Source organism: Microbacterium sp. SSM24, from assembly GCF_025989145.1.
Taxonomy (GTDB): domain Bacteria; phylum Actinomycetota; class Actinomycetes; order Actinomycetales; family Microbacteriaceae; genus Microbacterium.
In genome coordinates this window covers 782,746-808,265 of record NZ_JAPDNQ010000001.1, presented here as the reverse complement: position 1 = coordinate 808,265, position 25,520 = coordinate 782,746, and the positions used below count along the sequence as shown (strand labels likewise).

The 25,520-nt window shown below is 71.6% G+C and carries 19 protein-coding genes; 5 read left to right on the top strand and 14 right to left on the bottom strand.

Annotation, left to right across the window (positions count from 1 at the left end):
- Positions 1–38: 38 nt before the first annotated feature.
- Together OL358_RS03735 and OL358_RS03730 are read left to right on the top strand one after the other, a co-directional pair.
- Positions 39–1,664, top strand: a complete 1,626-nt coding sequence (locus OL358_RS03735; protein ID WP_264708583.1) for a S8 family peptidase — start codon at positions 39–41, stop codon at positions 1,662–1,664.
- A gap of 16 nt (positions 1,665–1,680) precedes the next feature.
- Positions 1,681–4,131, top strand: a complete 2,451-nt coding sequence (locus OL358_RS03730) for a CHAT domain-containing protein (RefSeq protein ID WP_264708582.1) — start codon at positions 1,681–1,683, stop codon at positions 4,129–4,131.
- Between the two features lie 308 nt (positions 4,132–4,439).
- Here the strand turns inward: OL358_RS03730 and OL358_RS03725 are convergent, their stop codons facing one another.
- Complete coding sequence (locus OL358_RS03725; protein WP_264708581.1) at positions 4,440–5,201, bottom strand: LysR family substrate-binding domain-containing protein; 762 nt, start codon at positions 5,199–5,201, stop codon at positions 4,440–4,442.
- Positions 5,202–5,235: 34 nt separating this feature from the next.
- On the opposite strand from OL358_RS03725, the gene OL358_RS03720 reads away from it, so the two are divergent.
- Positions 5,236–5,634, top strand: coding sequence for a DUF1304 domain-containing protein (locus tag OL358_RS03720; protein ID WP_264708580.1), 399 nt, complete (start codon positions 5,236–5,238; stop codon positions 5,632–5,634).
- A 3-nt stretch (positions 5,635–5,637) separates the two neighbouring features.
- Here the strand turns inward: OL358_RS03720 and OL358_RS03715 are convergent, their stop codons facing one another.
- The 3 genes from OL358_RS03715 to OL358_RS03705 form a co-directional block, all read right to left on the bottom strand.
- The gene (locus tag OL358_RS03715) at positions 5,638–6,225 is read right to left on the bottom strand and encodes a thermonuclease family protein (RefSeq protein WP_264708579.1); all 588 of its coding nucleotides are present in this window, start codon (positions 6,223–6,225) and stop codon (positions 5,638–5,640) included.
- Between the two features lie 30 nt (positions 6,226–6,255).
- Positions 6,256–6,663, bottom strand: a complete 408-nt coding sequence (locus OL358_RS03710) for a transferase (protein WP_264708578.1) — start codon at positions 6,661–6,663, stop codon at positions 6,256–6,258.
- A 161-nt stretch (positions 6,664–6,824) separates the two neighbouring features.
- A complete protein-coding gene (locus OL358_RS03705; RefSeq protein WP_264708577.1) occupies positions 6,825–8,231 on the bottom strand; it encodes an aspartate aminotransferase family protein in 1,407 nt (468 codons plus the stop codon).
- Positions 8,232–8,357: 126 nt separating this feature from the next.
- Here OL358_RS03705 and OL358_RS03700 point away from each other — a divergent pair, with 126 nt between their 5' ends.
- Positions 8,358–10,022 carry a PucR family transcriptional regulator gene (locus OL358_RS03700; protein WP_319805425.1) on the top strand — a complete coding sequence of 555 codons (1,665 nt, stop codon included), beginning with the start codon at positions 8,358–8,360 and terminating at the stop codon, positions 10,020–10,022.
- A 100-nt stretch (positions 10,023–10,122) separates the two neighbouring features.
- On the opposite strand, the gene OL358_RS03695 is transcribed toward OL358_RS03700, so the two are convergent.
- The 10 genes from OL358_RS03695 to OL358_RS03650 form a co-directional block, all read right to left on the bottom strand.
- On the bottom strand, positions 10,123–10,473 hold the full coding sequence (locus tag OL358_RS03695) for a cupin domain-containing protein (protein WP_264708576.1): 351 nt from the start codon (positions 10,471–10,473) through the stop codon (positions 10,123–10,125).
- On the bottom strand, positions 10,470–11,903 hold the full coding sequence (locus tag OL358_RS03690) for an NAD(P)/FAD-dependent oxidoreductase (RefSeq protein ID WP_264708575.1): 1,434 nt from the start codon (positions 11,901–11,903) through the stop codon (positions 10,470–10,472). Before OL358_RS03690 ends, OL358_RS03695 begins: the two co-directional genes overlap by 4 nt.
- Before the next feature lie 242 nt (positions 11,904–12,145).
- Positions 12,146–13,801 carry an amidohydrolase gene (locus tag OL358_RS03685; RefSeq protein WP_264708574.1) on the bottom strand — a complete coding sequence of 552 codons (1,656 nt, stop codon included), beginning with the start codon at positions 13,799–13,801 and terminating at the stop codon, positions 12,146–12,148.
- A 62-nt stretch (positions 13,802–13,863) separates the two neighbouring features.
- Positions 13,864–14,784, bottom strand: coding sequence for an ABC transporter permease (locus OL358_RS03680; protein ID WP_264708573.1), 921 nt, complete (start codon positions 14,782–14,784; stop codon positions 13,864–13,866).
- Entirely contained in the window at positions 14,781–15,731 is a 951-nt protein-coding gene (locus tag OL358_RS03675) for an ABC transporter permease (RefSeq protein WP_264708572.1), read from the bottom strand. Before OL358_RS03675 ends, OL358_RS03680 begins: the two co-directional genes overlap by 4 nt.
- Positions 15,724–16,908 (bottom strand): spermidine/putrescine ABC transporter substrate-binding protein, encoded by a 1,185-nt coding sequence (locus tag OL358_RS03670; RefSeq protein WP_264708571.1) that lies wholly within the window; start codon positions 16,906–16,908, stop codon positions 15,724–15,726. Before OL358_RS03670 ends, OL358_RS03675 begins: the two co-directional genes overlap by 8 nt.
- 68 nt (positions 16,909–16,976) lie before the next feature.
- Positions 16,977–18,146, bottom strand: coding sequence for an ABC transporter ATP-binding protein (locus tag OL358_RS03665; RefSeq protein ID WP_264708570.1), 1,170 nt, complete (start codon positions 18,144–18,146; stop codon positions 16,977–16,979).
- 471 nt (positions 18,147–18,617) lie between these two features.
- The gene (locus OL358_RS03660; protein ID WP_264708569.1) at positions 18,618–19,391 is read right to left on the bottom strand and encodes a DNA-formamidopyrimidine glycosylase family protein; all 774 of its coding nucleotides are present in this window, start codon (positions 19,389–19,391) and stop codon (positions 18,618–18,620) included.
- Entirely contained in the window at positions 19,384–24,153 is a 4,770-nt protein-coding gene (locus OL358_RS03655; protein WP_264708568.1) for a DEAD/DEAH box helicase, read from the bottom strand. The genes OL358_RS03660 and OL358_RS03655 overlap by 8 nt, the downstream gene beginning before the upstream one ends.
- Before the next feature lie 56 nt (positions 24,154–24,209).
- Positions 24,210–24,392: a PspC domain-containing protein gene (locus OL358_RS03650; RefSeq protein ID WP_264708567.1), complete on the bottom strand. Its 183-nt coding sequence runs from the start codon at positions 24,390–24,392 to the stop codon at positions 24,210–24,212.
- A gap of 65 nt (positions 24,393–24,457) precedes the next feature.
- On the opposite strand from OL358_RS03650, the gene OL358_RS03645 reads away from it, so the two are divergent.
- Positions 24,458–25,519: a DUF3558 domain-containing protein gene (locus OL358_RS03645; protein ID WP_264708566.1), complete on the top strand. Its 1,062-nt coding sequence runs from the start codon at positions 24,458–24,460 to the stop codon at positions 25,517–25,519.
- Position 25,520 lies beyond the last annotated feature (1 nt).

Here is a 25,520-nt window from a genome sequence, read left to right as displayed (position 1 = left end):
CGCGACTGGGCGCGGCTCCGCCCTGAGAGGAGCAGTGCATGTCGGACCAGACGCCTGACAACCCCCCGCGGCGCCCGCCGAACCAGACATGGCAGAGCCGATACGAGGCCACCAAGCCGCTCGGCGTGGGTCTCGATCCGTCGATCGAGCCCGAGCCCGGGATCACGGCCTATCCGACCGACTACGCCCCGAAGCACCTGCTGGTGAGCGCGGCCGAGGAGCTCGGCCGCGTCGAGCGGGAGCTCAACGTCGCGGCGCGTCAGTTCGGCTGGTCGGTGCGCGTGCGCCCGCTCCACGGCGGTCGCATCGATCTCGGCGAGGCGGAGCGCGGGGCAGGCGCCGATCGCGAGGCGGGCCGGGTGCCGCCGCTGTTCCGTGCCGACATCCTGCAGGATCCGAAGGAGGACGCCGACGATCAGCCCGTGCCGCCGGTCGACGCGTGGCGCCTGCTCAAGGCGGCCCGTCCGACGCTGCCGCGCGGCGTGGGCCTGGACCACGTGCTCTCGCTGGGACCGTACGGCCGCACGAACCCGTTCGGTCGCACCAACCCGTTCGGTCGCACGAACCCGTTCGGTCGGACGAACCCGTATGGACGCACGAACGCTCCGGGGCCCGACGCGTACGCCGAACCCGGCAGCGGCGGCCGTGAGATCGTCACGTACGTCGGCCCCCGTCCCGCTCGGACCTCCGATGCCCACGTGAAGGGCCGTCGCCCCGTGGTGGCCGTGCTCGACACGGGCTGCGGCGACCACGCGTGGCTCAAGGCCCCCGTCGTGATGCGCGACCCGATGTCGCCGGCGGGTCCGATCGGACTCACCGATCCCGACACGAACCCCGAGGTCTACCCCGATCAGGCGGGACCGCTCGACGGCTTCCTCGATGAGGCGGCCGGTCACGGCACGTTCGTCGCGGGCGTCGTGCACCAGCTGTGCCCCGACGCCGAGATCGTCGCCGTCCGCGTCGCCAACAGCCAGGGGACGGTGCTCGAGGGCGACTTCCTCGAGGCGGTGCGCCTGCTCGTGGAGTGGATGAAGCACCCCCAGGGCAAGGCCATCGACGTGATGAACATCTCTCTCGGGTACTACCACGAGACCCCCGACGACGAGCACTACGACGCCACCCTGGGCGCTCTCCTCGAGGAGGCGCGCGCGCTGGGGTGCGCGATCGTCTGCTCCGCCGGGAACGACTCGACCGAGCGTCCTGCGTTCCCCGCCGCGCTCTGGGCCTACCCGGGCGCCCCGGCGGCCATGGAGGAGCTCGTGGACGCCGCGCCGCACGTGTCGGTCGGCGCGCTCAATCCCAACGACCGATCGGTGGCACTGTTCAGCAACGTCGGCGACTGGGTGCGGACATACGCGCCCGGGGTCGCGGTGTTCAGCACGTCGCCCGGCTTCGTCGGCGGTATCCAGGCCGGAACGCGCGACGACCTCAGCGACATGGCCGGGATCACCGGGACCCTGCCGCGGCAGAGCCTCGACCCCGACGACTGGCGCGGCGGCTTCGCGATCTGGAGCGGCACGTCGTTCGCGGCGCCGTACATCGCCGGGCGGCTCGCGCAGGCGATCGCGGCCGATCTGATGCACGGATCGCTCAAGACGCCGGACGAGCGAAAGAAGGCGCTGCGGGAGGCTGCGAAGAAGCTGGAGTTCACGCCGAGGCCGTAGCCGCCAAGATAGGGGAGTGACCGGCTCGGCGGATGATCTCCATCAGCAGGCCGTGGACCTCGTCAACCGCGGCCGGTTCGACGCGGCCGGCGAGGTGCTCGACCGCGCCGCTGCGGCGGCCGAGGAGGCCAATCTGCGGGCGCGCATCACGGGGACGCGCGCGTACGTCCTGGCGCGCACGGGTCACGTGGCCGAGGCTGAGCGGATCTGCCGCGAGGCGCTCGCGGGTGGCGGGCTGACCGATCACACGGTCGCGATCCTGGCCGGCCAGCTGGGAGCGCTCGCCACGGAAGCGGGGCGCTTGGACGATGCCGAGCGATGGCTCACGCGCGCCATCGAGGCGCTCGCCGACGATCCCGTCGCCGAGGCCAACACCCGCGTGAATCGCAGTCTCGTACGTATGCGGCACCGCCGGCTCGAGGACGCCGAGGACGATCTGGGTCGCGCGGCCGAGATGTTCGCCGCCGCGGGGATGCCGGTGGCCGAGGCGCAGGCGCGGCACAACCTCGGGTACGTGGCGATGCTCTCGGGCGATCTCGTCGGAGCGCTGCAGGCGATGGTGAGCGCCGCGGCGAACGTCGGCGACACCGCGGTCGGGGCCGCCGTCGGAGATCTCGATCGCGCCGAGGTCCTGCGCGATGCCGGGCTGACGACCGAGGCCGAGGCGATCCTCGGCCGTGTCGCGGTCACGTTCGGGGAGCTCGACATGCCGTCGGACAGCGCGCAGGCCGAGCTCAACCTCGCCCGGTCCCTGCTGCATCACGCGCCGGATCGCGCTGCGGTGGCGGCCGGCGCCGCTGCCGACCGCTTCCGCGCCCTGGGCAACGACGCCTGGCTGGTGCGTGCCGAGGGCGTGCGCCTCCGGGCGCTGCTGCGAGCGGATGCCGCTGCCGACCCTCCTTCGACGGACGAGGTCTCCGACGCGGCGGCCGCGCTCGATCGCCACCGTTTCCGCAACGAGGCCGCCGCCCTCCGGCTCGCGCTGGAGCTCTGGCTCGCCGACCACGGCGAGCCGGCGGTGCGACGCATCCGGCCCTCCGCGTCCGCCTCGATCGACGTGCGGCTGCTCGCTCACGAGGCGCGGGCGGCGCGGGCTCGCGCGGCGCGGCGCCCGGCGCTGGTGCGCAGGCACGCGGCATCCGGCCTCGCGACCCTCGCGGATTGGCAGGGGTCGTTCGGAAGCCTCGACCTGCAGAGCTCGGTGGGGATGCACGGGGCAGGACTCATCTACGCCGGCCTGGCCTCGGCCGTGGAGTCGGGCGACCCGGCGGTGGTCTTCGAGTGGTCGGAGCGCGCACGTCACCTGAGCCAGCAGGTCGTGCCGCTGCGGCCTCCGCCCGATCCCGAGCTCGCCGGCGAACTGTCGGAGCTCCGCCTGATCCGCGCCGACGACCTGAGCGACGAGTGGCTCGCGCAGCCGCGTGCCGCCGCACTGCGCGAGCGGGCGCGGGAACGCCAGTGGTCGGCGACGGGCGGCGCCGCGCTCGAGCGACCCGCCACCCTCGACGCGCTGCAGGCCGCGCTCCCCGCGGACGCGGCGCACATCGCATACGTCTACTCGCGCGCGGAGCTGGTGGCGCTCGTGGTGACCTCGGAGACCGCCGAGGTCGTGCGGCTGCCGGGCTGGGACCGCGACCGCTCGCCGGCCGGGCTCCGCGCCGACCTCGACATGGCGGCATCCGTCCGCAGCGGACCGATGGCGCCCATCGTGCGCCGTTCGCTGGACGCGCGGCTCGCGGAACTCTCCGCCGCCCTGCTCGACGCCCCGATCGCACGGGCCGGCCGCCGGCGCATCGTCATCACCGCTCCCGGCGTCTTGAGCGGCATCCCGTGGGCGATGCTGCCCGGCATGCGGTCGCACCCGTTCGCCCTCGCCGTATCGGCTTCGCGGTGGATGCGGATGCGGGTGCGCCGCGGCGGGACGTTCGCGCACGCGACGGCGGGATTCGCGGTCGGGCCGCGCGTGGCCCGCGGCCGCGAAGAGGTCGAGGCGGCGGCATCCGTGTGGGCGGGAGCCTCGACGCTCGATGTCGGTGAGGCATCCGTCGACCGCGTCACCGCGCTGGCGTCGTCGGTCGACGTGCTCCACGTCGCCGCACACGGCCGGCACGCCGTCGACAACCCGTTCTTCTCAGGTCTCGAGCTCGCGGACGGCACGCTGTTCGGCTACGACATCGATCTCATGCGCCAGGTGCCCGACACCGTTGTGCTGTCCGCGTGCGAGGTCGGGCGCTCGTCGGTGCGCTGGGGCGAGGAGGCGATCGGGATGGCGCGCATCTGGCTGCACGCCGGCACGCGCTCCGTCGTCGCCGCGCCGGTCATCGTGGCCGACGATGTCGCATGCGAGCTGCTGGGCGCGATGCACGAGGGGCTCGCCCTCGGCGTCGCACCGTCCGAAGCACTCGCCGACGCCGTCGAGCGCACGGGCATCGTCGCACCGTTCCAGGTGCACGGCGCCGGATTCTGACGCGGCGACTTCGGGCATCGATGCGATGTCGGAGGTGTCACGCAGAATTTTCTTCGCATCGATGTATCAGCCCTCAGGGGAGCGGCTCTTGATCATCGGGACTGCTCACGCACGCCGGAGTTCTGGGGACGACGGCGACTGGGAGCGGAGGGCCGGAGATTTGGGGACGCGTCGGGGGGCGCACGGCTCTCAGGGCAGGAACACGGGGGATGTCGCAGAGACCCAGGTCGGCGACATCCCCCGCTTTCGTCTGTGCGGACCTTCTTGTCCAGAGCGGGCCGCGCCCGGCAGAAGCACCCGAGATGCGATCAGCGCGACGAGTTCGAGGTGCGGCCGCGGACGATGCCGACGAACGCCTCCACCTCGGGGGTCGTGCGGTCGGCCACCCACGCCAGGGCGACCGACGAGATCGGGCCGTCGCGCAGCGGCCGGTAGTCGGCATCCTTGCGGCGGTGCAGGCGCGCCAGCGACATCGGCACGATCACCGCGCCGACGCCCGCCGCCACGGTCGCGATCGCCTCGGCCGTGTCGGCCGGGGGAGCGAAGGACGGCGCGACCGCGCCGGGAACCTCGAGCCCGAGCACGTCGTCCCCCGGCACGATCACGATCTCGCCCTCGAGATCGGCGAGATCGAGTTCGTCGGCCACCGTCAGAGCGGAGTCCGCGGCCGTCACGACGACGGGCACCTCGTCGTACAGCGCGATGACATGGAGGTCGGCGCGGTCCAGCGGCAGCCTCACGAGCGCCGCGTCGACCTCGCCCTCGAGGAGAGCGCGGCGCTGATCGGGCACGGCGAGCGGGATCAGCTCGAGGGCCGTGTGCGGCATCCGCTCGTTCCACAGGTCGATCCACTTGCCGGGCGTCGCACCGGGGATCGCACCGAGCACGAAGCGCTCGGCGGGTGGGGCGGGGGGCTCGGGCGACGGCGCGGGCGACGGACGCGGGGTGCGCTTCGGCTGCGACTTCGGCTGCGACTTCCCGGGGGAGGGCCGCTTGCCCGCGGGACGGCCGGAGGCGGCATCCCGTCCCTTTCCGCCCTTTCGCGGGTGCGAACCGCCGCCCTTCGTCATAGGCCTCAGCGTAGCCGGGCGCTATCGTTCGCTCATGGTCGCGATCCTCGCCACACTCTTCGCCGCGCTCGCCGCGCTGCTCCACGTCTACATCTTCGTGATGGAGAGCGTGCAGTGGTCGCAGCCCCGCATCTGGAAGCGCTTCGGCCTGCCCGACCAGACCGCGGCCGACATCACCAAGCCCATGGCCTACAACCAGGGCTTCTACAACCTCTTCCTCGCGATCGGCACCGCGATCGGCCTGGTGCTCTACCTGGCGGGCGGTGAGGACTCCGCGCTGCGCGCGGCGGGACTCGCGCTCGTGCTGTTCTCGCTCGGCTCGATGGTCGCGGCCGCGCTCGTGCTGATCACGACGGGGGCGAAGTACCTGCGTGCTGCGGCGACCCAGGGAACCCTGCCGCTGATCGGCTTCGTGCTCTTCCTCTTCGCGTAGCGCTCAGTCGCACGCGCCCCAGCGTCCGGCTCCGGATGCCTCGGCCTCGGCCTGCGCACTCGCGAGCAGGTCGTAGAACGCGACGTTGGGCCGCACGCGGATCGCCTCGGCGTCTCCGGCGGCGACGAGCTCGAGGTTCACGAAGGCGCCGTTCTCGGTCCAGAGGTTGAACAGACGGCGGTCGTAGTCGTCCCAGGTGTCGCGGTCGGGCGCGGCCCAGACGGTCGAGCCCTCGGGGAGCAGCTGCGCGAGATGGGCGCGCGCCTCGTCGGCCCAGCACTCCGTGGTCGGAGTCCCCTCGGGGGTGTCGACGCCGATCAGCCGGATCCGGATCGGATTCGCCGTTGTGACGACGTCGTTGGGCTGCTGCATCCGCGCCTGGATCGTGTCGCCGTCGTACACGTACAGCACCGTGAGCGGGAAGGCGGCGGCTGGCCGCTCGGGTGCGGCCGGACCGTCGGGCGCCGCTGTCGCGGAGGGCCCGGGCGCGGCATCCCCGGGTTCGTCGATGGACTGGGAGACCCAGATGGCGACGGCGATCAGGGCCGCGGCGCCGAGCACCACGGCCGCCGCCCACACCCCGCGCCTCATTCGCGCCACCCTAGCGCGGTGGCAGGGTGACTAGGCGGCCAGGCGGAGTCCGCGCGGATCGGTCGCGACGCGCTCGCCGTCGCCGATCGTCTCGTCGTCGCCGATGAGGGAGCCCACGGCCACCCGCGCCTCGCTGCCGACGTGCGTGCGCACGCCGATCTTCGCTCCGGCGCCGATGGCGGCGCGCGGTCCGATGTGCGCGTGCGGAGCGATGTCGGCGTCGGGGCCGATGACGGCATCCGATTCCACCCATGCCCCGCGGCCGACGTGAACGCCGGCCGCGATCTGCACGCCCGGCTCGACGTACGCCCCGGCTTCGACGACGGCGCTGGGGTGCACCTTCGCGCCATGCGCGATCAGGCCGCGACCGTTGGTGTGCTTGCGGTAGCGCAGCATCTCTCCGCGGTCGTTCTCGATGTCGACGTAGTTCTTACCCACAGTCCCCTCCTGCAGCACCTGATTGCGCTGAGTACAGGAATAACCTCAGTTGCTCTCTATTCATTCCCGCGCATCGGATGCCTCGGATGCACGGGGTTGCTTTTTGTTCGGAGCCGGGCTACTCGGCGGATTGCCCCCGGTGGGCGGGACGTCGCCGGGGCTCAGCGGACGTACGCGTCGGCGTGCGAAAGGGCGCGGTCGATCACGTCGAGCCCGCGCAGCAGGTCGTCCTCGCCGATCACGAGCGGCGGTGCCACATGCACCCGGTTGAAGTGGGTGAAGGGCCACACGCCGTCGCGCTTGCACGCGGCGGCGACGGCGGCGACGGGCGCGGCATCCGGTCCGCTCGCATTGAACGGCACGAGCGGCTCGCGGGTCTCGCGGTCGCTCACGAGCTCGATCGCCCAGAACAGGCCCCTGCCGCGGACGTCTCCGACGGACGGATGCCGCGACGCGATGTCGTGCAGGCGTGGCTCGACGACGCGCGCGCCGAGGTCGCGGACGCGCTCGAGGATGCCGTCGCGCTCGAAGACCTCGAAGGTCGTGACTCCGGCCGCGCACGCCAGCGGATGCCCGGAGTAGGTGAGTCCGCCGGGGAACGGCAGGGTGTCGAAGTGCGCCGCGATCCGGTCGGAGATGACGACGCCGCCGAGCGGCACGTACCCCGAGTTGACGCCCTTCGCGAAGGTGATCAGGTCGGGTTGCACGTCGAACGCCTGGAACGCGAACCACTCGCCCACGCGCCCGAACCCGACCATGACCTCGTCGGCGATGTAGACGATCCCGAAGCGATCGCAGAGCTCGCGTACACCGGCGAGGTAGCCGGGCGGAGGCACGAGCACGCCGTTCGTGCCGACGATCGTCTCGATCACGATCGCGGCGATGGTGCTCGCGCCCTCGAGGACGATCGTCTGCTCGAGGTGCTCCAGCGCGCGCCGGCTCTCCTCTTCGGGCGAGGAGGAGTGGAACGCCGAGCGGTACGGGTAGGGGCCGAAGAACTTCGCCGTCGAGCCGTCGGCGGGCTCGTTCGGCCATCGGCGCGGGTCGCCGGTGAGCGCGATGGCCGCCCCGGTGCTGCCGTGGTAGCTGCGGTACATCGAGAGCACCTTGCGGCGACCGGTCACGAGTCGCGCCATGCGCACGGCGTTCTCGTTCGCATCGGCGCCGCCGTTGGTGAAGAACACCTTCTCGAAGCCGTCGCCCGCGACAGCGGCGATCCGCCGTGCCAGCTCGCCGCGCACGTCGTTGGCCATGGACGGCTGGATGGTCGCCAGGCGTCCGGCCTGCCGCTGGATCGCGGCGACGAGATCCGGATGCTGGTGCCCGAGGTTCAGGTTGACCAGCTGCGAGCTGAAATCGAGGTACGCGTTCCCGGCGTAATCCCAGAACGTCGAGCCTGCTCCGGCCGCCACGGGCAGCGGATCGATGACGGCCTGTGCGCTCCACGAGTGGAACACGTGACCGCGGTCGTCCGCCCGGATGCGCGCATCGGACTCGAGGTCGGGGAGGGGGCGCCCGGGGCCGTCTGCGCCGGCGTCAGCGGTCGGGCGCGCCAGGACGTCCGTCACCGGGGGCTCCGAGACGCGCGGTTCGTCGGGATCATGGGGTGCTCCCAGAGACTCGTCCGGACAAATCGACCGGGGATGGTTTAGGCTGAGTGCGCCCAGTTTGTCAGAGCAGAAGTTGGTGCCACGGTGCCCGACCGTCGCGAAGATCGAGCGATCCAGACGGATCGTCTGGTCGCCGGATCCGCCCTCGAGACCCTCCCCACCGTGCGGGAGGTGATCTCGCTCGATGCGGTCGTCCAGGGTGTTCCCGAGGTCCTCGTCGGCGACGACGCGCTCGACGCGCGGGTGCGCTGGCTGCATGTCTCCGACAACGCCGGAGTGGCCCGCCTCCTCGACGGCGGCGAGCTCCTGCTCTCGACCGGATCGTCGTGGCCGGCCGATCCCGCCGACCTGCGACGCTTCATCGGCGAGCTCGACGACGCCGGCCTCTCGGGGCTGATCCTCGAGCTCGGCACCCACTACCGCTACGTGCCCGCCGTGGTCGTCGAGGCCGCGCGCGAGCGCAATCTGGCGCTGATCGTCCTGCACCGCGAGCTGAAGTTCATCACGATCACCGAGGCCGTGCACGGGCGCATCATCACGGGCCAGAGCGACGCGCTGCGTTCGCGCGACGAGGTGCGCGAGCGCTTCACTGCGCTGGTGCTGCGCGGCTCGCCCGCCGACTTCATCGTGCATCAACTCGCGCAGACGCTCGGCGCTCCCGTGATCCTCGAGAACCTCGGGCACGAGGTCGTCGCCGCCGAAGTGCCGCTCGCACTCGAGGAGGAGCTCTTCACCGAATGGGAGCTGCGCTCGCGGTCCGCCCATCGCCGGTCCGAGCAGCGGCGCGAGCGCGGGGCGGCGCCCGGTGCCGACGACTGGCTGATCGTGCCGGTCGAAGCGCGCGGAGTGCGCTGGGGCAACCTGATCGCGCTTCCCGGGCCCGACCATCCGGCGGGACGCACCGCCGTGCTCGAACAGGGCGCCATCGCGCTCGCGGTCGGACGCCTCGCGGACGGCGAGTCCGACGAATGGGGACGGGTCGGACGTCGCCGCCTGGTCGACGGCCTCCTCGCCGGCCGGTTCGCCGGTGCGGGCGGTGCCGCCGCCCGGCTCGAGGCGGCGGGTCTCCCGCTGCGCGGCGCGCGGCTGTACGGCATCGTGGCATCGGGCGCTGCGGTGCCCGCGGAGCGAGCGGATGCCGCGGCCCGCGCCCTTCGCGGCCGGGCCCTCGCCGGCTCGGCGCCGGACGGCGTCGTCGCTCCCGCCACGGCGATGCTCCTCTCGCTCCCCGCCGACACCGTGTTCGACGACGAGGCGGCGATCGCCTTCGCGGGTTCGCTCGTCGAGCCCGGCACCGACGCGGACCGCTTCACCGTGTCGGTCGGCCGTGCGGCCGAGGGACTCGACGCGGCCCTCGCCTCGCTCCACGACGCCGTCGACCTCGCGCGCGGACGCCGCCGCCGAAGCGCCAAGGGACCACACCTGCGCCGGGCCGAGAACCGCCCGCTGGTGCAGCTGGTGACGGCGCTGCGCGACGACCACCGCGTGCTGGAGCACGGCGAGCGGATGCTGGCACCCTTGATCGTGCACGATCTGACGCGCGCGGGCGACCTGCTCGACGTGCTCGAGGCGATGCTCGCGCATCCGGGCAATCGCACGGCCGCGGCATCCGCTTCGCACCTCTCGCGCTCGGTGTTCTACCAGCGCATCGCGCTCATCGAGGAGCTGCTGGGGGCCGACCTCGACGACGGCGAGACGCAAACCGCGCTGCACCTCGCGCTGCTCGTGCGCCGCAGCGCCGGCCGCTGACCTCGCGCGCGCTCGTTACGGCCTCGAGTCGCCAAGACACGCCGGCGGGCGGGTACCCGCTTCGGCGTGTTCTGGCGACTCGGCGGGCTCGCCCCGGGGCCTACGGCGCGAGATAGATCTTGCGCAGCGTCTCGCGCACGGTCCAGGTCGTGCGCATGCCGGCGGTGAGACGCGCGACCGAGCCCGCGCGCAGCTCGAGGTCGGGCAGCGCCGAGTCGTCGAACGACACGGTGGCCGCGCCCGACAGCACGACGAAGACCTCGTCCGCCTCGACGTCGGTCGAGACGCCGGGGGTGTGCTCCCAGACGCCGATCTCGACGCCGCCGAGCTCGCCGAGCTCGACGGCGCCGGCCCGCGGTGCGCCCACAACGACCTGCTCGGCGGGCACCGGGGCGAGCGCGAGGTCGAGGGATGCGGCATCCGTTCCCGCACCCGGCGCGAGCGGGCTCACGAGTCGAACCCCAGACCGAGCGCGTCGAGCGTCTTGAGGAGCAGGTTGCGCCTGCCGAGGTTGTGGTCGGCGCGGTCGAGCGACCAGCGCGTGGCGTTGATGCCCATCGCCGCCGCCGGCTCGGGCGGGAAGGGGAGGGGCCGCTTGCGCACCATCTCGAGCTCGGTCCGCTCGTTCGAGACGCCGTCGAGCAGGTCGAGCATCACATCGCCGGCGAAGCGCGTCGAGCCGACGCCGAGACCCGTGAAGCCGGCCGCGTACGCGACGCGCCGGTCGCGAGCGGTGCCGAAGAACGCGGTGAACTGCGTCGAGGTGTCGATCGCGCCCGCCCACTGATGCGTGAAGCGCAGGCCCTCGAGCTGCGGGAAGGTGGTGAAGAAGTGGTTCGCCAGCGTCTCCCACGTCTCGGGGCGGTTCTCGTACTCGGGGCGCACCTTGCGGCCGTAGTGGTAGATCGCGTCGTAGCCGCCGAAGAGGATCCGGTTGTCCTTCGAGATCCGGTAGTAATGGAACTGGTTGGCCATGTCGCCGATGCCCTGCCGGTCGCCCCAGCCGATCGAGGCGAGTTGCGCGTCGGTGAGCGGCTCGGTCATGAGCACGTAGTCGTACACCGGCACGGTCATCAGTCGGTTGCGCTTGATGAGCGACGGGAACACGTTCGTCGCGAGCACGGCGCGGCCGGCGTCGACGCGACCTGCATCCGTCACGACGGATACGCCGGTCGGGCCGGGGGTTTCGAGTCCCGTCACGTGCGTGCGCTCGAAGATCTCGACGCCGCGCTCCTCGCACACCCGGGCGAGTTCCGCGGCGAGACGGGCAGGGTGCAGCATCCCGCAGGCGTTCTTCTCCCACACGGCGGCGAGATAGGTGGGCGAGTTGACGGATGCCTGTGCCTCGGCCTGATCGAGATAGACGACGCCGTCCTCGCCCTCGGCGGCCCACTCCCGCAGCCACTCGACCTGGTGCGGCTCGACGGCCGGCGCGAACTGGCCGGTGCGCTCGAAGTGGAAGTCCATGCCGTACTGCGCCTCGGATGCCTCGATCGCGTCGAGGTTGGCGAGCCCGAGGCGATCGAGCGTGGGCATCTCCTTTGGCCAGCGCGCCATGCCGTTCTCGTGGCCGTGCGTGAGGCTCGCCTCGCAGAATCCGCCGTTGCGGCCCGATGCCGCCCAGCCGACCCGCTGAGCCTCGACGACGACGATCCGCGCGCCGGGGTCCCGCTCGCTCGCGAGCAGCGCCGTCCACAGCCCGGTGTAGCCGGCGCCGACGATCACGAGGTCGGCGCGGTGCGCGCCGGCGAGCGGGGGCCGGTCGGGCAGGAGCTCGGGCGGAAGGTCGTCGCGCCAGAACACCGAATGCGCGGTGTCCGCCAGCGCGTGACGGATGACGGATGCTGCCGGCCGCTGTCGTTCGAAGACGGTCGTGCCCACGGATATCACTTCCCTGTCAGGTCGGGTGATTCGATCATGGCCGCCGGGCGCTCGACGTGGGAGCCCCCGGTGTCGCGAATCCTTCCGTCGCCCGGACGCCCTGTGCGACCCCCGTCCGTTTGTGCGGGCGAATGTGCGCCTGGCCACAAGGCGCAGCGCACATTCGCCCGCACAAACGGAAGGGGAGGGGAGGGGCGGGCGGGAGGGGCGGGCGGGGAGGGGCGGAAGGGACGGATGCCGCGCTAGGCGTCGGGCGCCGCGTACACGCGGTCGCCCTCGACGAAGGTCTGCAGCACCCGCGTCGCGCCGATCTCCTCGGCCGGGCGCGCGAAGGGGTCGCGGTCGAGGACGACGAGGTCGGCGAACTTGCCCGCCTCGATCGTGCCGGTGGTGTGCTCGAGGTGGTTCACCCACGCGGATCCGGCCGTGTAGGCCGTCAGCGAGGTGGCGAGATCGATGGCCTGCTCGGGAAGGAACGCGTCGTACTCGCCCTCCTCGTGACCCGGCGCCGACCGGCGGTTCACGGCGACGTGGATCGCCGCCAGCGGGTCGGGTGTCGACACCGACCAATCGCTGCCCGCCGCGAGCACCGCGCCGGCGCGCAGCAGGTCGCCGAAGGGGTACTGCCACGCGCTGCGCGGCTCGCCCAGGAACGGCAGGGTGAGGTCCACCATCTGCGGCTCGAGTGCCGCCCACAGCGACTGCATGTTCGCGGCGACGCCGAGTTCGCGGAACCGCCCGATGTCATCGGGATGCACCACCTGGATGTGCGCGATGTGGTGGCGATTATCGCCGCGGCCATTGCGGTCGATCGCGTGCTCGACGGCGTCGAGGCACTCGCGCACCGCCCGGTCGCCGATGGCGTGGAAGTGCACCTGGAACCCTTCGGCGTCCAGCATCGGCACCGCCTCGTTCAGCACCTCGGGCGGGACGAAGGAGATGCCCGAGTTGTCGGTGAAATGGCCGTGTCCGTCGCAGTAGGGCTCGAGCATCGAGGCCGTGAAGTTCTCGGCGACGCCGTCCTGCATGATCTTGACCGAGGTCGCCGCGAAGCGCCCGCCGCGATAGCGCTCGCGACGGTCGAGGAGCGACGGGATCTGCTCGAGGCCCTTCGTGCGGTCCCACCAGATCGCGCCGACCACGCGGGCCGTCAGGGTCCCGTCCGCCGCTGCCTTCAGGTACGCCGGGCCGGGGTCGCCGGCATCCCCGTACGATCCGACGATGGCATCCTGCCAGGCGGTGATGCCGAAGGAGTGCAGGTATCGCTGGCCGACGAGGAGCGCCTCGGTGAGGCGCTCCAGCGGCTCCTCGGGGAGCAGCCGGTTGACCAGGCCCATCGCGCCCTCGTGGAGGGTGCCGGAGGGGGAGCCGTCGGCGTCGCGCTCTATCCGCCCGTCGGCCGGGTCGGGCGTGCGCTTGTCGATCCCGGCGAGGCGGAGCGCGGCCGAGTTGACCCACGCGCCGTGGCCGTCGCGGTTCGGGAAGAACGCCGGTCGATCGGGGACGACGGCGTCGAGCGCCGCCGCGGTCGGCGTGCCGCCGGGGAAGGCCGACATCTGCCACCCGCCGCCCAGGATCCACTCGTCGTCGGGATGCGCGGCGACGTACCCCGCGATCGCCTCGAGGTACTCGTCCGCCGTGCCGTACTCGGCGAGGTCGCACCGCAGCATGTCGAGCCCGCCCCACACCGGGTGCACGTGCGCGTCCTGGAAGCCGGGAAGCAGCATCCGTCCTCGCAGGTCCACCAGCTCGGTCCTGGGTCCGACGAAGTGCGCGAAGTCGTCGCCCGTCACGGCCACGATCCGCCCGTCCTTCACCGCCACCGTCCGGGCGCGCGAGCGAACGGCGTCGGCGGTGAAGACGGGTCCGCCCGTGAAGACGAGGTCGGCGTACGGCATGGAGGAACCTTCGCGATCGGGGACGGATGCCGCGGCTCGGCCGTGGTGCGGATGACCGGCGATCAGCCGCCGGTCATCGTGCGGGCGATCTGCGTCGCGGAGTCTCCGGCGCGCTTGAGCACCAGCGCGACGAGCGCGAGGGCGACGAGCGTGAGCAGGAGCATGATCGTCGACACGGCCGCGATCTCGGGCCGAAGACCGGTGCGCAGCGCGCTGAGCACGTACACCGGCCACGGCGTCGTGCCCGACACCTGCACGAACGCGGCGACGATCGTGTTGTCGAGGCTCAGCGTGAAGGCGAGCAGGAACCCGGCGAGCACCGCGGGCATCGCCAGCGCGAGCGTGACCCGTCGGAAGGTCGTGAAGGGCTTCGCGTAGAGGTCGGCGGATGCTTCCTCCAGGCGCGCGTCCTGACCCACCAGCCTGGCGCGGACGATGTACGAGACCACCGCCGTCGCGAACAGCGACGAGCCGACGGACAGGCGCACGATGCCGTCGTTGAACATGGTGATGCCGAGGTCTTGTCCGAGGAACACCATGAACGGCAGCAGCGCGACCGCGTCGACGATCTCGGGCGTCACCGACACCAGGAGCAGCAGCCCCAGGAACCACCACACCCACTTGCCGGGGTGGCGTGCCATCGCGATGCCGGCGAGCGTTCCCAGCGCCGTCGCGATGATCGCGGCGATGAGGGCGGTGATCAGCGAGACCCGCACCGCGTTCTGGATCGCCGGCTTCGTCAGGATCGTGCCGAAGGCGTCGAAGCCGAACCCGTCCCACACTGCGAGCAGACGCCCGGTGTTGAAGGAGTGCACGACGATCACGATGATCGGCAGGAACAGGAAGAGCATGACCAGCACTCCCCACACGCCGAACGCGACGTCCGACCACGGCTTGCGCGCGCGACGCCGCGGCGAGGAACTCCGACGGCCTTCGCGAGCCTGGGCCTGCAGGATCGTCTCGGTCTGGGTCTGCGCGGTCACGAGGTCGCCTCCAGTGCGGCTGCGGGTGCAGCATCCGTCTCATCGGACTCCGTGGCAGGCCCGAGGATCAGCCGGTTGCGGGCGCGGAACGGCATCGCCACGAGCCAGAGGAGCAGGGCGCACACCGCGACGGTGATCATGATCATGAGCATGAGCAGCACCGCCATCGCCGATCCGAGCGCCCAGTTCTGCGCGGTCTGGAACTGCCCCGCGACGAGCTGGCCGATCATGTTGCCCTTTGCGCCGCCGAGGACCGTCGCGGTGATGTAGTCGCCCATCAGCGGGATGAACACCAGCAGCACACCGGCGACGATGCCCGGCTGCGACAGGGGCAGCGTGACACGGAAGAACGTCATGAGCTTGCCTGCACCGAGGTCTTTGGAGGCCTCGCGCAGCGCCGGGCCGACGCGGTCGAAGGCCACGAACAGGGGCAGGATCATCAGCGGCAGGTAGTTGTAGACGACGCCGATGATGACGGCGGTGCGGGTGTACAGCAGCTCGAGGGGCCCGTCGAGGACGCCGATCCCCTGGAGCAGGCTCGACAGCCACCCCTCGGGGGCGAGGATCACCTGCCAGCCGATGGTGCGGACGAGGAAGTTGGTCCAGAAGGGCACGAGCACGAGGGCGATCAGGATGCCGCGGCGCGACGCACGCACCTTGAACGCCATCCAGTACGCGACCGGCGCGCCGATGAGGAAGCACAGGACCGTGCCGATGAGCCCGACCCACAGCGTGTTCTGGAACGTCGCGAGGAACGTGGGCGAGATCGCCTCGAAGTACCTGTCGAGGGAGAGGATGTCGTTCGCGTGGGTCCCGAACACGCCGGGCTTGTAGCCGAAGCTGAACCACACGACCATCGCCACCGGAGCGACGAAGAAGATGAGGAGCCACACCCAGGCCGGGACGGCCAGCGCGGGACCGACCGCGCCGGAGGCGCGATTACGCACCGGCGGCAGCCTTCACCTCGTTGTAGATCTCGACGCGCGTGCTCAGCGAGTCGTTCATGACCTGCTCGTGCATGGTCTCGAGCTGCTCGGGCGTGAAGAAGATCATGTCGAGACGCTCGACCTCGGCCGCCTCGGCGGCGCCCTCCATGTCCTTGCCGCCCACGTTGTAGCCGACCCACTCGAGGTTCAGCAGCTGGTTCTCGGGGACCATCGCGAAGTTGATGAACGCGTGAGCGGCCTCGGGGTGCGCGGACCCGGTGGCGATCGCCCAGTTGTCCATCCAGAGCTCCGTCTGCGGGCCGGGGAGCACCCACTGCCAGCGGTCGGGCTCGGACGACTCCTGGATGCCGAGCCGCGCGTCGCCGTTCCAGGCCATGAGCAACGCGTGGGTGCCCTGGGGGATCGTGTTTGCGCCGGCCGCGGAGTCGAACGCCGCGACGTGAGGGGCGATCTTCTCGACGAGGAAGGCACGCGCGTCTTCGAGCTCGTCGGGGTCGGTGGTGTTCCAGTCCATGTCGTTGGCCCAGAAGTAGCATCCGACGACACCGGCGGGGTCGTCCGACATCGCGGTCTTGCCACTGGCCTCGTTCTGGGCCGCGTCGAAGTAGTCGGACCACGTGGTCAGTTCACGGGTGATCACGTTCTTGTCGTAGACGTAGCCGGTCGTCCCCCACGCCTTGCAGATCGAGTAGTCGTTGCTCGGATCCCACGCGCGCCCGAGGAAGGCCGGGTCCATGTTCGAGATGTTCGGGAGAAGATCCTTGTTGAGCTTCTGCAGCAGCCCCTGCTCGATCATCTGCGGGATGAACACGCCCGTCGGCACGACGATGTCGTAGCCGGAGGTGCCCTTCGCGGCGACGAGCTTGGCGATGAGCTCCTCGTTCGATCCGTAGGAGTCGAGCGTGACCTTCGGGCCGAGGTCGGCGGTGAACGCCTCGACGACCTCGGGCGCGTCGTACTCGGCCCACGTGTACACCGACAGGCTGTCCTCGAGGTCGCCGCCGGTCGCCTGCGGCGCCGGAGAACCGCCGCCGCCGGGCGCGCATGCTGCGAGGGCCGCAGCCGAGCCGGCGATCGCGGCGATGCTGAGGAAGCGGCGTCGGGTGAGCTCGCGGACGATGGCCGGAGTCGATGCCTCGGGCGCGAGGATCCGGATCGGGTTTCGGGATTCGGTCATCGGGGGTCTCCTGGTTTCGGGTCGGGGAGCCGGCGAGGCGGATGCTGCGGCGGGGCTGGGCGGGAGGTCTAGACGGTCGGCGGTGCGACGTAGCCGCCCTCCTGGGCGGCCTCGTCGGCGGGGAAGAGCAGCACATGGTGCGCGGCCCACGTGCACACGACGGCGTCGCCGACCTGCAGGGCCGGTGCGTCGGGTGTCGGGCGCCGCACGATGAGGCTCTGGTCGTCGCCCAGCTGCACGAGGTACTGCATCGTGTCGCCGAGGTGCGAGACGCCGATGAGGTGGCCGCGGGTCGCGTTCACATCGGGGAGGGGCGCGCCGGTGTCGGCGGCGATCCGGATGTACTCGGGACGCACGGCGGCCTCGCCCTGCGTCGCCGCCTGCAGTTTCGCATCGGCGCCGCGGACGAGCGCGTGCGGTGAGTCGACGGCCGCGCCGGACTCGGTGACCGCGCCCCGGAAGAAGTTCTGCTGACCGACGAACGCCGCGACGTACGCCGACGCGGGGCGCGCGTAGACGGTGTCGGCGTCGGCGAGCTGCTCGATGCGGCCCGCGCGCATGATCGCGATGCGGTCGCTCATCGACAGCGCCTCGCCCTGATCGTGGGTGACGAAGACGAACGTGATGCCCAGGCGCGACTGGAGCAGCTTGAGCTCGAGCTGCATCTCCTCGCGCAGCTGCCGGTCGAGCGCGCCGAGCGGCTCGTCGAGCAGGAGCACCGCGGGGCGGTTGACGAGCGCCCGGGCGAGCGCGATGCGCTGCTGCTGGCCACCCGAGAGCTGCGTCGACTTGCGGTCGCCGAAGCGGCGCATCTGCACCAGGTCGAGCGCCTGCGTGACCTTCTCGCGGATCTCGGACTTCGGCGTGCGACGCTGCTGGAGCCCGTAGGCGACGTTCTCGGCCACCGAGAGGTGGGGGAAGAGGGCGTACGCCTGGAACACCGTGTTCACGTCGCGGCGATAGGGCGGGACGCCGCGCACCGACGTTCCCGAGACAAAGATGTCGCCCTCGTCGGGCTGCTCGAACCCCGCGATCATGCGCAGGGTCGTGGTCTTCCCGCAGCCGGACGGACCGAGGAGAGAGATGAACTCGCCGGGCTGGATCGTCAGCGAGAGGGCGTCGACGGCCACCTGATCGCCGTACCGCTTCGTCACCGCATCCAGGACGACCGCGCCGCGGCCTTCGGTGGGGGCGGGTGTGTTCGCCGGGGCCGTCTCTGCGTCAGTCGCGGTGGTCACCTGGTGAGGTCCTCTGCAAGCGGGCCTCGCGACGTTGCGCGGCCGGGTGGGCTGGTGTGGGTATTCAATATCGGGCACCCCACCCTTGCAACGTGCCACTCGGCGAACCGGACGATTAGCGGCGCGAGAGGTCGCCGCGGGACAGATCGTCCGGAGTTGTGTAACGGTCAGGAAACCGCGGGGTTTCGGTATGCACACGCAAGACGTCGGTGCGTGGCGGCCGCGAGGGCCGACAGATCGTCCGTCGGGTTGCGTACCGGGCGGGCGGGGCGGGTCGCGACCCGCGCCCGGTCGACACGGCGCATAACTCCTGCACCTTCGCGAGTTCGATCCTCGACACGCCGGTGGGGACGGGTCGGCCCTGGCTTTCTGCAGGAGTTATGCGCCGCAGCACACCGCGCCGCAGCACACCGCAGGCTGCGTCGCGCCGAGCGTCGTCGCGACCGGCGTCAGGCTGCGTCGGGGTGGGACTCAGGTCTGGCAGCGGGGGCACCAGAACACGTTCCGCTCCTTCGTGGCGTCCGCGCCGAGCGTCGTCGCGCGGATCGCCGTGCCGCAGCGACGGCACGGCGCTCCGTCGCGGCCGTAGACCCAGAAGCGCCGGCCCGCCCTGTTCTCGCCGGTGAAGGTGCGCGCGGACCGGTCGCGGTTGGCGCGGATCATCCGCGTCCCCAGATCGACGATCGCGCGGGCGTCGGTGGCGCTCGCCGGCGTGTGCGGGTCGACCCCGCGCACGAAGAGGATCTCGTTCGCGTAGACGTTGCCGAATCCGGCGACGTTGCGCTGGTCGAGGATGGCCACGTGCACCGGCCGCTCGTCGGCCTGCACCCGGCGGGCGGCCTCGGCGGCGTCCCAGTCCTCGCGGAGCGGGTCGGGCCCGAGGTAGCCGACGAGCGTGTCCTCCTCGGCGGTGGGAACGAGATCGATGTCGGCGAGGTCGAACCCCACCGTCTGCCAGTTCCGGTTGCCGACGACGGCCCGGGCCTTGAACGCGGCGTTGCGCCAGCGCTCACCGCGCCGGTAGACGTGCCACTCGCCCTCCATCTTGAGGTGCGAATGCAGCGTCCACGTGCCGATGCGGTGGAGGAGATGCTTGCCGCGGGCGACGACCGAGTGCGCAGTCTGGCCGGTGAGGTCGACGGTTGCGAACCGCGGCACGCGCAGATCGAACTCGGTCACCTCGGTGCCCGCCAGCGCGTCGTTCAGCCGCTTCGCCGCACGGAAGACGGTGTCGCCCTCAGGCACGCGTCGGTCCCGCGGCCTGCCGGGCGGCGCGCTCGGCATCGCCCGCGGTGAGCCTGCGCAGCGTCAATCCGCGCGGCGACTCGACGAAGCCGGCGTCGCGCAGCGCGCGCCCCCACCCGGTCCCGTGCACGAACGCCCCGTTGACCTGCTCGATGGTGAGTGTGTCGAGACGCCGGGCGCGTGCGGTTGTCGCGAGGTCTCGCGTTGCAGCGGCGATCGCGGCTTCGTCGCCCGTGAACGCGAGCGCCGTCTTGCCGCCGCGCTCGAGGTAGAGCACGAGGGCACCGTCGACGAGCACGACAAGGGCGCCGGCCTTGCGGCCCGGCCGGTGGCCGACGCCGTCGAGGGCGGGCCATGCGAGGGCCGCGCCGTAGGGGTTGGCCGGGTCGGTCGCCGCCAGGGTGACGGCTCGGAGCGGCGGCGGGTCGGGGAGTCCGGCGAACTCGCGGATGCGGTCGACGGTGCCGGATGCCGCGAACTGCGCCGCGCCGAGTTTCTCGACGACGTACCCGCGCCGGCAGTGCCCCGCCTCTTCGAAGCCGGCGAGCACGCGGTAGGCCTGCGCGAAGCCGCCCGGGAGTCCTTCCGCCTGCACCGAGCCCCGCGTGACCACGCCGTAGCGATCGAGCAGCAGGCTCGCCGCAGCAGTCGCCCGCAGCGATGCGTCGGGCTCGGGCTCTGGGAGCAGCGACCACCGGCCCCCGAGAGCGGGAGGACGGGGAGGAACGGAGGCCGCGACCGTCCGCACGGCCGCCCCGCGGTAGAGCCGCGTGCGCGGTGCCTTGCGCGCGACCCGGTGTGACTGCGAGCCGCCGCCGACGAGGGTGCGCACGGGGGCGAACGTGTCGTTGGTGACCCGCCCCGACCACGTCAGCCGCCACAGCGCCTCGATCACGGACTGCTCGTTCTCGGCATCCGTCAGCGCCCGCAGCTGCGAGGCGAAGAATCCGCCGCCGGCGGCGAGGGCTGCGAGGAGTCTGGCGTCGAGCGAATCGGGCGCGATCTCGTCGGCCGTCGTCGTGAGGGTGAGCGGGAGGGCGTCGGCGGGATGAAGAGCGATCCAGCCGTCGCGGCCGGCGAGGCTGCCGTGCCCCGACCACGCCACTTCGCCGCTCGAGGTGAGCTCGTCGAGCATCGCCGGCGTGTAGTCGGCCACCCGCGCCGGGAGGATCAGAGACTCCCATGCGCTCGCCGGGATCGGGACGCCCGCGAGCTGCTCCACCACGGCGGCCACCCCGTCGACGCCTTCGAGCGGCCGTGTCACGTGCTGCCACGTCGGAAGGAACCGGGCGTAGGCGTCCTGCGGCACGGGCTCGACGCTGCCGCGGATCGCGGCGAGCGAGCGCATCCGCAGGCGCCGGAGCACCTCGGCGTCGCACCACTCCGTGTCGTCGCCTGCGGTCGCGGTGCTGGCCGGGAGGAAGAAGCCGCTCGCGATACGGCCCTGCGACTCGAGGCGCTGCAGGGTGAGCCTGGCCACCGCGACGCCCACGCCGAGGCGCTGGGCCGCGGCATCCGAGGTGAAGGGTCCGTGCGTGCGCGCATACCGCGCCACGAGGTCGCCGAGGGGATCGGCGAGCGGCTCGAGGAAAGCCGTCGGGATGCCGACGGGAAGGGCCACTCCGATCGCGTCGCGCAGCCGCCCGGCGTCTTCGACCGCGGCGAAACGGGGCGTGCCGGCGATGGTCACCGGGATCGCCCGGCGCGCGGTGACGAGAGCGTCGAGGAGAGCGGATGCCTCGCCCTCGGAGGCTGTCGCGGCAGGGTCGGCGGTCGCGGCAGTATCGGCGGTGTCGGCGGCCTGGAGGCGCGCCGCCACTTCGGCGGCGTCGAGGGGGCCGAGGATGCGCAGCAGGTCGGCGACGCCCTCGATGCCGCGCGCGCGTCGCTCGGGATCCAGGCGCTGCGCCTCGCGCTCGAACTGCGCGATGACGTCGGGGTCGAGCAGCTCGCGCATCTCGATCTTGCCGAGCAGCTCGGACAGCAGCGCGGGGTCGACCGACAGCGCCGCGGCCCGGCGCTCGGCGAGCGGCGAGTCGCCCTCGTACATGAACGCGCCGACGTATCCGAACAGGAGGTCGCGTGCGAACGGCGACGGCTGGGCGGGCTCGGTCTCGATCAGCCTGATGCGGCGATCGCCGATGCTGCGCGTGATGCGCAGGAGCGAGGGCAGGTCGTAGACGTCCTGCAGAACCTCGCGCAGCGTTTCGAGGATGATCGGGAAGGTCGGATGCCGGCGCGCGACCTCGAGCAGCTGCGCAGACCGCTGCCGCTGCTGCCACAGCGGGCTGCGCCGACCGGGATTGCGTCGCGGCATGAGGAGGGCGCGCGCGGCGCACTCCCGAAAGCGCGAGGCGAACAGCGCGGAGCCGCCCACCTCGTCGGTGACGATCTGCTCGAGCTCATCGGGATCGAAGACGAACAGGTCGGCGCCGGGAGGGTCGGCCGCGGCATCCGGGATCCGCGCGATGATGCCGTCGTCGCTCGCGACCGCCGCGCCCTCGACGCCCAGCCGCTCGCGGATGCGGGCGTTGACGGCCAGAGCCCACGGCGCATGCACTTTCATGCCGTACGGGGAATGCAGGATCACGCGCCAGTCGCCGACCTCGTCGCGGCCGCGCTCCACGGTGAGCTGACGATCGGTCGGGAGCGTGCCTGTCGCCTCGCGCTGCTCGGCGAGGTAGGCGAGCAGATTGACCTGGGCGTACTCGTCGAGCCCCGCTTCGCGCAGGCGCTCCTCGGCCTTGTCGGGCTGCGCGGTCGACACCTCGCGCGAGAACTTCCCGAGCGCCTCGCCCAGCTCTGCGGGTCGGCCGATGCCGTCGCCGTGCCAGAACGGCACCTTGCCGGGCTGGCCGAACGCGGGGACGACGTTGACCCGGTCGTAGGTGATCTCGACGATGCGCCAGCTCGTCGTTCCGAGGGTGAAGACGTCGTTGACGCGCGACTCGTAGACCATCTCCTCATCGAGCTCTCCGACGCGGGCGTTCTGCGACTCGCCCGCGATGAAGACCCCGAAGAGACCCCGGTCGGGAATCGTGCCACCGCTCGTGACGGCGATGCGCTGCGATCCGGGCCGCCCGGTGAGCGTGCCGTGATCGCGATCCCACACGAGCCGGGGGCGCAGCTCGGCGAACTCGTCCGACGGAAAGCGTCCGGCGAGCAGGTCGAGCGTCGCCTCGTACGCCGACCGCGGGAGCGCGCGGAAGGGCGCGCTGCGCTTGAGCGTCTCGTACCAGCCCTCGACATCGAGGGGAAGCAGCGCACAGGCGGCGACGGTCTGCTGCGCGAGGATGTCGAGCGGGTTCTGCGGGATCGAGATCGCCTCGATCTGCCCCGCGAGCATGCGCTCGGTCACGATCGCCGTGTGCAGCACGTCGCCGCGATGCTTCGGGAAGAGCGCCGCCCGGCTGACCTCGCCCACCTGGTGTCCGGCGCGCCCGATGCGCTGCAGACCGGATGCCGCGCTCGGCGGCGCCTCGACCTGGATGACGAGGTCGACCGCGCCCATGTCGATGCCGAGCTCGAGGCTCGAGGTCGCCACGACGCAGCGCAGCACGCCGGACTTCAGCTCCTCCTCGACCTGCGCGCGCTGCTCCTTCGACACCGACCCGTGGTGCGCTTTCGCGAGCACCGGGTCGGCGCCCACGGTCGCGCCGGCCTGCGCCATGACGGAGGCAGGAACCTTCTGCTCGGGCAGATCGAGCCCGAGGCGCTCGGAGTAGATCTCGTTGAGCCGCCCGGTGAGGCGCTCGGCCAGTCGGCGGGAGTTGCAGAACACGATCGTCGACCGCTGCTGCAGGATGCGATCGACGATCGCCTCTTCCACATGCGGCCAGACCGACCCCGTGACCTCGGTCTCGCCCGACCCGGATGCGCGCTTCGACTGCCCGTCGGCGAACCAGTCCTCGTCGATGACCTCGCCGGTCTCGGGATCGGCGGTCCCACCGTCGGCGGCCGGCGTCCACGGCTCCGTGCCCGGGGGCGGCGGCGGGTTGAGCATGTCGTCGATCGGCACGACGACGCGCATGTCGAACGCCTTGGTCGCCTTCGGCGCGACGATCTCGACCGGCGCTGCTCCGCCGAGGAACCGCGCGACCTCGTCGATCGGACGCACCGTCGCCGACAGGCCGATGCGCTGCGCCGGCTTCTCGAGGATCGCGTCGAGGCGCTCGAGGCTCACCGCGAGGTGCGCCCCGCGTTTCGTGGCAGCGACCGCGTGCACCTCGTCGACGATGACCGTGTGCACACCGGAGAGGGTCTCGCCCGCCGCGCTCGTCAGCATGAGGTACAGGGACTCGGGGGTCGTGATGAGGATGTCGGGCGGCGCCGTGACCAGCTTTCGCCGGTCGCTCGAGGTCGTGTCGCCGGAGCGCACCCCCACCGACACCTCGGGCACCGAGACGCCGAGACGCCGTGCCGACTGTCCGATGCCGACCAGCGGGGAGCGCAGGTTGCGCTCCACGTCGACGCCCAGCGCCTTGAGCGGAGAGATGTAGAGGATGCGAGTCGGGGAGGACCCGGCATCCGCCCGCCTCTTCTTCACCGGCTGCGACTCGACCTGCTTCTCGCGGAAGACCCGGTCGAGCGCCCACAGGAAGGCTGAGAGCGTCTTTCCCGAGCCGGTCGGCGCGACGACGAGCGCGTGCTTGCCGTGCGAGATGGCCTCCCACGCGCCGACCTGCGCGTTCGTCGGCGCCGCGAAGGCGCCGCGGAACCAGTCCTGCGTCGCAGGACCGAACCGCTCGAGCACCTCGCTCATCCCACCATCTTGGTCGCTGCCGGCGACATCGGGGCGGGCTCGGCGTCGAACGCCGCTCAGGTCTCGTCGGGGAGCAGGATCCACAGCACGAGGTAGATCCAGAACGACAGTCCGAAGAACACCATCCCGATGAGGGTGAGGATGCGCACCGCCGTGACGCTCGTCGAGAAGCGCCCGGCGATCCCCGCGCAGACTCCTGCGAGAAGGCGACCCGCTCTCGGCCTGACCAGTCGGCTCATGGCGACATCCTCCTCCTCTCGCGGCGGGCGCGTCAGGGGGTCGTTGCCCAATCGTTGGAAAGCGGATGCCGCGCCGCGGCCCCGGCACAGATAGATTCTCTCGACCGCATCTACTGAGGAGGATCATGCGCCGCTCGCCATTCGCCGCTGCTCTGCCTGTTGTCGCGGTCGTCCTGACCCTGACCGGCTGCGCCGCGACCGCACCGGTGGAGACCCCCGCCGCGTCGCCGACGTCGGCGCCTTCGGCAACGCCGACGATCGAGCCCATCGTCATCGGGCCGGCCGAGATGCCGCCCGTCCCGTTCGACGGGGACTGCGCGAAGGCCCTCACCCCGGAAGACATCGCCGCGGTGACGGGCAGGAACCTCCTCCTCGATGAGTTCAGGAACTTCGAGCCGTTGATCGACAACGTCGGGGGTCTGCGGTGTTCGTGGAGCGGTGACGGCGGGCAGATGGCGATCGCCGTCATGCCGCGGTCCGGGCTCGACGGCGCGGAGATCCCCGCGGAACTGACTGCGACGTACTTCGAGGATTGCGGGTGGGTCTGCTCGTGGCAGGGCGGCGATGATGCCGTCTGGACCGCAGTCTCGTTCCAATTCGACGATGGCATGACGCGCGAGGTCGTCGACGGGTGGGGAAGCACTCTCGGGCCGCGAGTCGTCAGAAATTACGTGAGCTCCGCCGGCGAGCCCTGGGTGCGCGATCGCACGGGATGGTGGCCGACGTTCGAGTGCCAGGCCCTCGCTGACGCGGTAGGAACGCAACTGGGAACCGACCTCGTGGGCTTGCAGTACGGCCCCGAGCACCTGGGCGCGCCGGAGCAGACCCTGGCGATCTTGGCGGGTCGCGAGACTGCCTGCATACTGCAGGACGCAGGAGGCGAGCTGAACCTGCTTCTGTCTACGGAAGCCGGCCTCGGAGGGTCGTTCAGGGAAGCGCCCGAATCGGCGCCGACTGCCCCAGTCGACCTCGGCGTCCCCGGTATCACCGCACAGACGCGCGGGGAGTCGGGGTTCTCCGTGGCCGATGGAGTGAACCGCGCGGACCTCTACGTCTACGAATCCGCTCTTCCGCTCCGCGACATCGCCGTGGCCGTCGCGGCGGCTGCGGCATCCGATTTCCAGTGAC